The organism is Achromobacter sp. FW305-C-28, assembly GCF_058783235.1.
On sequence record NZ_JBYSYL010000021.1, the window covers coordinates 21,026 to 31,126 of the forward strand.

Genomic DNA, 10,101 nt, shown 5'->3' on the forward strand with positions numbered 1-10,101 from the left:
GGTCAGCTTCCCGCCATCAGCGCCTCGCGCAGCGCCGCCAGCACGGGGGTCGGGTCGGGCCGCACGCCGTGCCAGATGAAGAAACTCTCGGCCGCCTGGCCTACCAGCATGCCCAGGCCGTCGGCGGTCAAGGCGGCGCCGTCCTGGCGGGCCTGCCGCATGAAGGCGGTGGGCTGGGCGCCGTACATCATGTCGTAGCCAGCCGCGCCCTCGGCGTACAGGCCGGCGGGCAGGTCGGGGGCGGCGTCCTGCAGGCCGCTGGCGGTGGCGTTGACCACCAAATTCCAGCCGCCGGGCAGGGCGGCGTCGGCCAGGCCCCCGGCGGTGACGCGGGTCTGGGGTTCGGCGCCGGTTTCGCGCCAGCCTTCGGCCAGTTCCAGCGCCCGGGCGGCGGTGCGGTTGACGATGTGGATGCGGGCGCAGCCGGCCTGGGCCAGCGGTTGCAGCACCCCGCGGGCGGCGCCGCCGGCGCCCACCAGCAGGACGGACGCGCCGGTCAGGCGCACGCCCAGGCGCAGCAGGTCGGACACCAGGCCGACGCCGTCTGTGTTGCAGCCGTGCCAGGCGCCGTCGCGCCACGACAGGGTGTTGGCCGCTCCGGCCAGCCGGGCGCGGCTGGACAGGTGGCCCGAGGCCAGCGCGTAGGCGTCCTGCTTGAACGGCACCGTTACATTCAGGCCCAGCCCGCCCTCGGCGGCAAAGGCGGCCACCGCGGCGCCGAAACCGTCCACCGGCGCCAGCAGGCGCTCGTAGGTCAGCGGCTTGCCGGTCTGTTGCGAGAACAGGGCGTGGATCTGGGGCGAGCGGCTGTGCGCGATGGGGTTGCCGATGACGGCGTAGCGGGCAAGAGGGGGCGCCTCGGTCATGGGGCTTCGGTTTCCAGGGTGTCGTTGACGAAATGCCAGGTGCGGGTGATGACCAGCACGTCGGTGTCGCGGGCGATGTCGGGCGGGAACGGCGGGAAGGGCGCGGCCAGCTGCACGATGCGGCGGGCGGCCTGGTTCAGCACGGCGTGGGGCGAGGGCTGGTCGATGTCGACCGCCGCGATGCTGCCGTCGGCGCGCACCGACACGGTGATGCGCAGCGAGCCATAGATGCGGCCGCGGGCTTCGTCCGGGTAATGCTGGGTGCCGACGGATTCGATGCGGGTGCGCCAGGCGTCCAGGTAGGCGGCGTAGCGCGAGGCCTCGGCCGAGGGCGCCACGAACTGCTTGCGGGGTTCGGCGCTGTATTGCTGCACCTTGGCGGCCAGGGCGGCCACCTGGGCGTTCTGGATGACGCTGGCCTGGTCCTGGGCGTCCTGGCCGCGTTCGTTGCCGTCGGGCCAGGGGTTGACCGCCTGGCGCTCGGCGCCGGCCTTGTCGGCCGCGCGCAGCTGGGTCATCAGGCGGGCCTGTTCGGCTTCCAGCTGCACCTGGCGGCGGCGCATGGCTTCCAGCACGATGGTCTCGGCCGACGCGCCGGTCTGGGGCAGGGGGGTGGTGGACAGGCCGCGTTCGGCGTTGCCGCCGCCGCTCATCTGGTTTTGCGCCTGGGCCCGGGGGGTATCGGGGGGCGTTTCGCTGCGGGCGTTCAGCAGCACCACTTCGAGGCTGGTCGCGGGCGGGCGGGACAGCGCGGGCGCACCGAAGCGCCACGCCAGGGCGCCGGCGTGCACCAACAGCGAAATCGCGATGCCGATGCGCAGGTAGTGCTGGGCGGGGGCGCCCAGCCACCACAGCAGACGGCTCAGCGGAGAGGGGGAATCAGCAAGGCGTTGCACGCACGCATTGTAGAGCCAGTCCGCCCGCCGCCGTCACTTGTGGCTGCCCGTAGCGCTTACTTCGAGGGCCGGGGGAAGACCCAGACCTTGCTGGCCGGCAGGGCCAGGCGGCAGGGCCCGGGCTCACGGCCTTCGGGGCCGTAGGCACGCAGCGCCAGCGTGTTGGCCGGGTCCGCGTCCGGGGTGCGGAACAGGTATTCCCAGCGGTCGCCCAGGTACATGCTGGTCAGAAGCGGCATGTCCAGATGGTTGCCATCGGGATCGTCCGCCAGGCGGACCTGTTCGACCCGGATCACCGCGGTGGCGTCCTGGCCCTGGGTCACGCCCTCGCCAGCCTTGCCCCACAGCGCCCAGCCGTGGCCTTCGATGCGGGTGCGGCCATCGCGCACTTCCGTGACCTTGCCGTCCAGCCGGTTGTTGCTGCCCATGAACTCGGCGGTGAACAGCGTGGACGGCGAGCCGTACATTTCCTGCGGCGTGCCTTGCTGCTCGATCTTGCCGTTGTTCAGCAGCAGGATGCGGTCGGAAATGGCCATGGCTTCGCTCTGGTCATGCGTCACCATCAAGGCCGACAGCCCCAGGCGGATGATCAGTTCGCGCAGGAAGGCGCGGGCCTCTTCGCGCAGCTTGGCATCCAGGTTGGACAGCGGCTCGTCCAGCAGGATGACGGGCGGGCTGTACACCAACGCCCGGCCGATGGCCACGCGCTGCTGCTGGCCGCCGGACAGCGCGTGCGGATGGCGCTGGCCCAGCTTGCCCAGGCCCAGCTGGTCCAGCACGGCCTGCACGCGTTCGCGCACTTCGGCGGACGGCACCTTGCGCAGCTTCAGCGGGTAGGCCACGTTCTCGAACACGGTCTTGTGCGGCCACAGCGCATACGACTGGAACACCAGGCCCAGGTTGCGCTCTTCGGCCGGGATTTCCTTGCGGGCCCCGCCGTCGTAGACCACGCGGTCGCCGATGGTGATGCGGCCGCGCTTGGGGCCTTCCAGGCCGGCCACGGCGCGCAGCAGCGTGGTCTTGCCGCTGCCCGACGGGCCCAGCAGGGACACCACTTCGCCTTGGCGCAGTTGCATCGACACGCCCTTGAGCACCGGGTTGTCGCCGTAATCCAGGTGCAGGTCTTCTACAGAAAGCTCAATCATGAAGTTTGACTCCGAATCGCAGGGCGATGCCCAGGCCGATCACGACCAGAACGATATTGATGAAGGAAAGCGCGGCCACGATGTCGATGGCGCCGGACGCCCACAGCGACACCAGCATGGACCCGATGGTCTCGGTGCCGGGCGACAGCAGGTAGACGCCGGTGGAGTATTCGCGCTCGAAGATCAGGAACATCAGCAACCACGAACCGATCAGGCCATATTTGGCCAGCGGCACGGTGACGTGGCGGGTGACCTGGCCGCGGCGCGCGCCGGCGCTGCGGGCGGCCTCTTCCAGTTCAGGCCCCACCTGCAGCAGCGTCGACGAGATCAGGCGCAGGCCGTAGGCCATCCAGACCACCGTGTAGGCCAGCCACACGCTGAAGATGGTGCTGCGCATGGCTCGCAGCCATTCGATGAAGTTCTCGCGCAGCCATTCGGCGAACGGCAGGCCCGACAGCCAGCCGCCCAGGTCCGGATCCAGCGCGTTGTCCAGCCACATCGGCACGAACAGGAACACCCACAGGAACGCCAGGCCCGCCAGCAGGCCGGGCACCGCGCGCGGCACCAGCACGCTGTAGTCCATGAAGCGGGTGACGTTGTCCGGCTTGCGGTGCATCGCCAGGCCCACGAACATGTAGCACATCACGGCCAGCGCACCGCCGAACACGCCGATGGCGACCGAGTTGACGATGGCGCGCATCAGGTTCGGCTGCGCGAACACGGTGCGGAAGGCGTCCAGCGACAGCACGTCGAACAGCGACACGCCCATGCCCCAGTTGGACACGAACGCGCGCAGCAGCACGCCCATCAGCGGCACCACGATGGTGACCAGCAGCCAGAACGCCACCACGCCGCCCGCGACCCAGCGCCACTTGCCCAGCGGCAGCGGACGGGCGCGCGAAGCCTTGCCCTTGACGGTGACGAAACGGTTGGCGGTACGCATCAGGCGGCGCTGCAGCATCACCAGCGGAATCGTCATGCAGATCAGCACCACGGCCACGGCGGCCATCAGGTGGTACGACGGAATGCCGAGCTTGTTGGTCAGCTTGTACAGGTAGGTGGCCAGTACCAGGTTGCCTTCCGGATCGCCCAGCACCAGCACCAGGCCGAACACTTCCAGGCCCAGGAAGAACAGCAGCACGGTGGCGTACAGCATGGCCGGACGCACCATCGGCAGGCTCACCGACACCATCACGCGCAGCGGCGAGGCGCCGGTGACGCGGGCCGCTTCTTCCACGTCCGAACCCATGCTGCGCAGGGCCGACGAGATGTACAGGTAGGCGTGCGGCACGTGGGTGAGGCCGGCGATGATGACGATGCTGGTCAGCGAATACACGTTCCAGGGCACGAAGCCCAGGATGTTCTGCGCCCAGATCGAGAAGAAGCCGACCGGGCCGGCCGCCACCACGTAGCCAAAGCCCAGCACCATCGGCGACACGAACACCGGCACCAGGATCAGGGGCTCGATCCAGCGTCGGCCGGGCAGGTCGGTGCGGATCATCAGGAAAGCCAGCATGCCGCCCAGGGGGATGGCGATGATGGCCAGCCCGAAGGCCAGGATGAAGCCGCTTTTCAGCGCCTTGTAGAAATCAGGGTCCGCGAAGATGAAGCGGAACGCGTCCAGGCTGAAGACCTTGGACGGCGAAAAGAAGGGCGCGGACAGGAAGCTCTGGATGATGATGAACGACAGCGGCACGTAGATGGCCAAGGCTGTGATCAGCACCACCACGCCGCGCGGCAGGGACTGCCATTTTCTGCGCAATGACTGCATGGGGAAATCCTGTTGATTCGATAGACGCGGGGGGCGCCCGCTGGCGATCACCCGCCGGCATTCACCCGCAGGTGAATGTCCGGCCGGCGGGTGGGGGGCATGCCGCCCTCCCGCGTGCTGGCGGCCGGGGGCGGATGCGTTGCCCCCGTGGCGCCGTCAGCCTTACTTGCCTGCGGCAGCGCGCCAGTCCTTGATGAACTGCAGGCGCTTGTTCTGCTCCAGGTAGTCCAGCAGCGTCTCGTTGACCGGAATCGGCTTGAGCGAGGCGCCCAGCTTCTTGGTCATGCCGTCCACATCGTTGTCGCCTTCGATGTCGTCGCGCACCGAGGCCAGGTCAGCCTGGTTGGCCATGATTTCCTGGCCCTTCTGCGACAGCAGGTAGTCCATCCACAGCTTGGCGGCGTTGCGGTTCTTGGCCTTCTTGCTGATGAACGCCACGCGCGACAGCACCAGCGCGTAGTCGGTCGGGTACGCCACGCCCAGCGACGGATCGGTCTTGGCGCGGGTTTCGGCGTACGAGCCCAGGATGTTGTAGCCGATCAGGTTTTCACCCGACGACACGCGTTCCATCATGGTGCCGGTGGACGACTGCACGATCAGGCCGCCCTTGGCGATGTCCTTGAGCGTGTCGAAGTACTTGGGGTCGTTGGCCTTGTCCTGCACGGCCAGCATGAAGCCCACGGCCGACTTCTCGATGTCGTAGGTCGTGACCTTGTTCTTGAACTTGTCCGGCTGGCTGGCGATCAGCTTGGCCAGGGCGCCGTGCGTGGTCGGCACTTCGTTGGCCGGAATCAGGCGCTTGTTGTAGATGAACACGGCCGGCTCGTAGGTCGTGCCGTAGGCCGAGTCCTTCCATACGGCCCAGGCCGGCAGCTTGCCGATCTCGGGCGACTTGTACTGCAGCGCGTAGTCGGTAGCCAGCTTCAGGGCCGAGTCCATCGACGAGCTCCAGACGATGTCGCCGCTGCTGCCGCCCGCCGCCTGCTCGCTGATGTAGCGGTTGTACAGCTCGGTGCTGTTCATGTCGTTGTATTCGACCTTGACGCCCGGGTACAGCGCTTCGAAGCCCTTGATGATGGGGCCGGCGGCCTTGGTGTCGGTGGTCGAATAAATCACGACCTTGCCTTCCTTCTTGGCGCCGTCGAGAATCTTCTGGTAATCGGCCGGGTAGCCCGCGGGCACGGATTGGGCGTAGGCGCTGCCGGCAGCGATGGCGAATGCGGCGGCGCAGGCGGCCGCCAGTCTGGACTTGGCAAGCATGGGTCTTGTCTCCGTTGGAATTAGTATCGACAGGCGCGAAGCCTGTTCGCCCGCATCTTAGGGGCCGGCGTCTGTCGTCGTCCTGTCATGGGGGGCAGGGTGGGATAGGGGTAATCCCGGTATCGGGGACAAGGTCAGCGGCGCAGCAGGGCCTCAGGCCACGCCGGCTTTCCTAGGGGCGTTCCGGCGTATCGGTGACCAGCCGGATCCAGTTCTGCACGAAGCGCGAATGGCGCCGCTGGTCCAGCCCCACCAGCAGCGCCGGCGACAGCACCACGGGCTGCACGATGCCCTGCGAGCGTGCCAGCACGGCTTCCGAGGTCCAGCGCCCCGGCGTGTCTTCCATGATCGAGCCCAGCGCCGCGTGGCTGGATGCCACCTGCTGTCCAGCCGGCGACAGCAGCCAGTCGACCAGCGCGCGGCCCAGGTCCGGATTGGGCGCCTTGCGAGCGATCAGCACCGAACGCGCCAACACCAGCACGTAGTCCTGCGGAAACACGATGCCGATCTTGCTGCCCGCCGCTTGGCGCGACAGCGCATAGGACCCCAGGATGTTGTAGCCCAGGTCCATCTCGTCGTTCTCGATCGCGTCCAGCAGCTCCGCACTGGTGGCCGACAGCCGCACGCCGACCTGGCCGAAGGCGTTGGCCAGCCCCCAGAAATTCGACGACACCAGCTCGTCCTGTTCGGCCATCAGGTAGCCCACGCTGCTGCGCGAGATATCGTAGGTGCCGACGCGTCCATGCAGCCGGGCGTGGTCGTGTTCCAGCGTGCGCAGCAGGTCCTGGCGCGAGCGCGGCACGGTGGCCTCGGTGTAGCGCTTGGGGTTGTAGACGATCACGGCCGGCTCGAAGGTGAAGCCGTAGACCTCGTTGCGCCATACCGCCCACGACGGCAGCTTGGCCGCATAGGGCGAGGCGTAGCGCTGCGCGTAGCCGTCGTTGGCCAGACGGATCTGCAGGTCCGAGGCCGAGCTCATCAGCACGTCCACGTCCTTCAGCTGGTTATCGATGGCCGCCTCGTACAGTTCGCGGCTGCCCATCTCCCGGTACACCACGGTGACGTCGGGCCGCTGCGCCTGAAAGCCCAGGATCAGCGGCGCCACCACGGGCGTGTCCGTCGGCCCGGCGATGGTCAGCACGCGCGACGACGGCTGCGGCGCCGGATAGCGGGTGACGATCTCGGGAATGTCGGCGGCCCGCACGTCGGCCGGGGCGGCCACCAGCAAGAGGGCCGCCGCGAACGCGGCGCCCAGCCAGCCGGCCAGCATGCGCCCGCCGGCCCCGCTGCGCTGGCGCGCCAGCGGCAGGATCACCCGCGCCGACAGGCCGCCGCCGGGGCGGTCCTGCAACCACAGCGACCCGCCATGCGCCACCGCCACGGATCGCACGATGGCCAGGCCCAAGCCGGAACCCGGCTGCGATTCGCCGGTTCGTCCGCGTATGAAGCGCTGCTGCACGGCATCCTTTTCGTCATCGGCAATGCCCGGCCCGCGGTCGGACACGGTCAGCGCCACCCGGAATCCCGCCACGGGCGTGGCCTGGATGTCCACGGTGCCGTCCGGCGCATAGCGCAGCGCGTTGTCCACCAGATTGCGCAGCATTTCACGCAACGCCACGCGATCGCCCGCGATGCGCGCCCGTCGCACCTGCGGGGCGATCTCGATGCGCAGCCGCTGGGCCTCCAGCGGCCCGATGCGACGCCGCGTTTCATTGATGGTCTCGGCCACGCCCACCGGCGCGCGCGACCCCTTGCCCAGCCGGTGCGTGATGGTAGCGTCCATCAGCAACTGATTGATGAGCTGGCTGGCATGCATGGCGTTCAGGTGGATACGCCCCAGGCGCTCGTGCAGGCGCTTGGGATCGGTTTCGTCCAGCGCCACCTCGGCCTGCGCCCGCAGCGAAGCCAGCGGCGTGCGCACCTGGTGCGCCGCGTCGGCGACCAGCGTGTTCAGCGTATCCATCAGCCCGGACAGCCGCTGCATGAACGCATTGAGCGCCTCGACCAGCCGCCGCACTTCGGTGGGCACGGGCGTGACCAGCGGCGCCAGGTCATCGGGCGCCCGCCGCCGCAGCTCGCGCTCCACCACGGCCAGCGGCGCAAAGGCCCGCTGCACCCCAAACCACAAGAGGCCCAGCGCCACCAGCGAAACCACGAGCAGCGGCAACACGCTGCGTCCCAATATCTCATCAGCCAGTTCTTCACGCGACCCCAGCGTTTCCGCCACCCGCACCGTCACCCAGCCCGCATGCTGGCTGGCCGACACCAGCCGGCCCACCGTCGCTACGCGCACGGGTTCATCGTGATAGCTCAGATAGGTGAAGACAGGCGTGGCCGATTGCGCCAGCGGCAGCCCCGGCGCCAGGTCCGCATACCCGGTGATGAGCCGGCCGTTGGATGTGCGGGCTTCATAGAACACCCGCTCGCTGCCCGACAGCATGGCCAGGGATGACACCGGCGGTTCAACGGTGACGCCGTTGTCCTCGATCTGCACCGACCCTGCAATCGTCAGCGCCGACGCCGCCAGCAACCGGTCAAACGCCTGCTCGGCGGCCCGCTGCGCATAGCCACGCAAAAAGAAGACCAGCCCCAGCAAGGCGCAGGCCAGCAGGACGGCGCCCAGCGTGAAGACGCGCCGCCGAATCGAAAAGCTGTCAGGAAGGCTCATGGCTGCGGGCCTGGTACCCCACGCCCCGCACGGTGACGATGTCGATGGACGCGCCCGTCAATTTCTTGCGCAGCCGCGAAATCAGCAATTCCAGCGCATTGAGCGACCCATCATCCAGGTCGAACAACTGGTTCATCAACCGCTCCTTGGCCACGGTCTGCCCCAATTTTCCGAGCAGAATCTCCAACAACCGAAATTCACGCCGCCCCAGTTCCAGCGGCGTCCCGGCCAAGACGACATGTCGATTGGCCATATCCAGGCTCAGGTTGCCATAGGTGGTGACGCTGGTGGTCTGCCCCGCGGGCCGCCGCAGCAAGGCCCGCAGCCGCGCCTCCAGCTCGCGCAGGTCAAACGGCTTGACGAGATAATCATCAGCCCCCAGGTCCAGCATGTCGATCTTGTCTTCGATCTCGGACCGCGCCGTGACGACGAGCACGGGCGCTTCGAGCCCGGCGGCCCGCAATTCCCGAATGACGGTAAACCCATCTTTGCCAGGCAGGTTGATGTCGAGCACCAAGGCATCCCAAGTCTCGTCCAACCCCCACCGCAACGCCTCCACCCCATTGCGCACCCACTGCACGCTATGGCCGGCCGAGCGCAGTTTGCTTTCCACGGCATCGCCCAGGTCAAGGTTGTCCTCGACCAGCAAAATGCGCATGTTTGTTCTCCAATGTTGTTGTGGTTTTTGGGAGGAGTTTAACGGGAGGCTGTTTGTTTTTGGGACGCTGTTGTTCTCGAGGCCGCCCGCGGCGTTGGCGGTCTCCCGTGCGCGGGGCAACGATTGCGGTCCGGAGCCTTCGCTCCGGACTTCCCCCTCGTCATCTTCGTCCGCCTTCGGCTCCCCTCAGATTCCCTCGGGCGCATCGACGCCCCGCGCACGGGAGACCGCCAACGCCGCGGGCTCCACTGCGGCATCTTGACCGCCGCCGGGGCGGACAGCGTGCTTGGCATTCTTGGGGAACTCCCCGGTGGCAATGGAAGATCTTGCGGGGACGCCAAAAGCGGCCGCGCGGGCGGCCTTCTTTGGCTTATGGGTGGTGGTCGATTGAAGGGGAGTCGCAAAAAAGGGGGGAGTGCGACTCGGGGTGGGGGGAAGAGAAAAACAAGCGCGGTCGGTGGCGAGTGTGAGCGATGAACCGGCGGCCCCGCAAACGAGCACTGGTAGGTACGGGTTCGGGCGCTTCAGAAAAGCGCTGTTCGGCGAGAATCCCTGCCCATCACCGCCCACCCCAAAATGCGGAAGGCACCAAGCAAGCAACTGATGAAAAGCGCGCAAGCGTCATCAAGCAAACCAAGACACCGCGTAAGCCGCTGGCGGCCGCCCGTGCGGCCGTCATCGGCGGGCAGCGGCAGCCCCATCCCTGACCACAGGTCTAGCAGCGCAACGACCCAAGACGCACGTAGCCCCTGGCGGGGGTGGCATGCGGAGTGGGCAACCTCGATGCGCCCGAGGGAATCTGAAGCCCAATAGTCGTCATGCACGACACCCGTGACG

Annotated in this window: 7 protein-coding genes; all 7 read right to left on the minus strand. The window is 67.8% G+C overall.

Features of this window, described 5'->3' with window-relative positions; translation table 11 throughout:
* Positions 1–2: 2 nt before the first annotated feature.
* The 7 genes from aroE to AC3WMR_RS30355 all read right to left on the minus strand — a co-directional run bounded on the left by aroE (position 3) and on the right by AC3WMR_RS30355 (position 9,264).
* A complete protein-coding gene (aroE, locus tag AC3WMR_RS30325; RefSeq protein WP_492266907.1) occupies positions 3–866 on the minus strand; it encodes a shikimate dehydrogenase in 864 nt (287 codons plus the stop codon).
* Entirely contained in the window at positions 863–1,762 is a 900-nt protein-coding gene (locus tag AC3WMR_RS30330; protein ID WP_492266908.1) for a TonB family protein, read from the minus strand. Before AC3WMR_RS30330 ends, aroE begins: the two co-directional genes overlap by 4 nt.
* 56 nt (positions 1,763–1,818) lie before the next feature.
* Complete coding sequence (locus AC3WMR_RS30335) at positions 1,819–2,907, minus strand: ABC transporter ATP-binding protein (RefSeq protein WP_492266909.1); 1,089 nt, start codon at positions 2,905–2,907, stop codon at positions 1,819–1,821.
* Positions 2,900–4,678 (minus strand): ABC transporter permease, encoded by a 1,779-nt coding sequence (locus AC3WMR_RS30340; protein ID WP_025137635.1) that lies wholly within the window; start codon positions 4,676–4,678, stop codon positions 2,900–2,902. The genes AC3WMR_RS30335 and AC3WMR_RS30340 overlap by 8 nt, the downstream gene beginning before the upstream one ends.
* Positions 4,679–4,840: 162 nt before the next feature.
* Positions 4,841–5,938 (minus strand): ABC transporter substrate-binding protein, encoded by a 1,098-nt coding sequence (locus tag AC3WMR_RS30345; protein ID WP_025137634.1) that lies wholly within the window; start codon positions 5,936–5,938, stop codon positions 4,841–4,843.
* Between the two features lie 172 nt (positions 5,939–6,110).
* Positions 6,111–8,606, minus strand: a complete 2,496-nt coding sequence (locus tag AC3WMR_RS30350; RefSeq protein WP_492266910.1) for a sensor histidine kinase — start codon at positions 8,604–8,606, stop codon at positions 6,111–6,113.
* A complete protein-coding gene (locus AC3WMR_RS30355) occupies positions 8,593–9,264 on the minus strand; it encodes a response regulator transcription factor (protein ID WP_492266911.1) in 672 nt (223 codons plus the stop codon). Before AC3WMR_RS30355 ends, AC3WMR_RS30350 begins: the two co-directional genes overlap by 14 nt.
* Positions 9,265–10,101 lie beyond the last annotated feature (837 nt).

Coding starts and splice junctions, on each gene's coding strand:
- aroE (WP_492266907.1), bottom strand. CDS start 866: ATGACCGAGGCGCCCCCTCTTGCCCGCTACGCCGTCATCGGCAACCCC.
- AC3WMR_RS30345 (WP_025137634.1), bottom strand. CDS start 5,938: ATGCTTGCCAAGTCCAGACTGGCGGCCGCCTGCGCCGCCGCATTCGCC.
- AC3WMR_RS30335 (WP_492266909.1), bottom strand. CDS start 2,907: ATGATTGAGCTTTCTGTAGAAGACCTGCACCTGGATTACGGCGACAAC.
- AC3WMR_RS30350 (WP_492266910.1), bottom strand. CDS start 8,606: ATGAGCCTTCCTGACAGCTTTTCGATTCGGCGGCGCGTCTTCACGCTG.
- AC3WMR_RS30340 (WP_025137635.1), bottom strand. CDS start 4,678: ATGCAGTCATTGCGCAGAAAATGGCAGTCCCTGCCGCGCGGCGTGGTG.
- AC3WMR_RS30355 (WP_492266911.1), bottom strand. CDS start 9,264: ATGCGCATTTTGCTGGTCGAGGACAACCTTGACCTGGGCGATGCCGTG.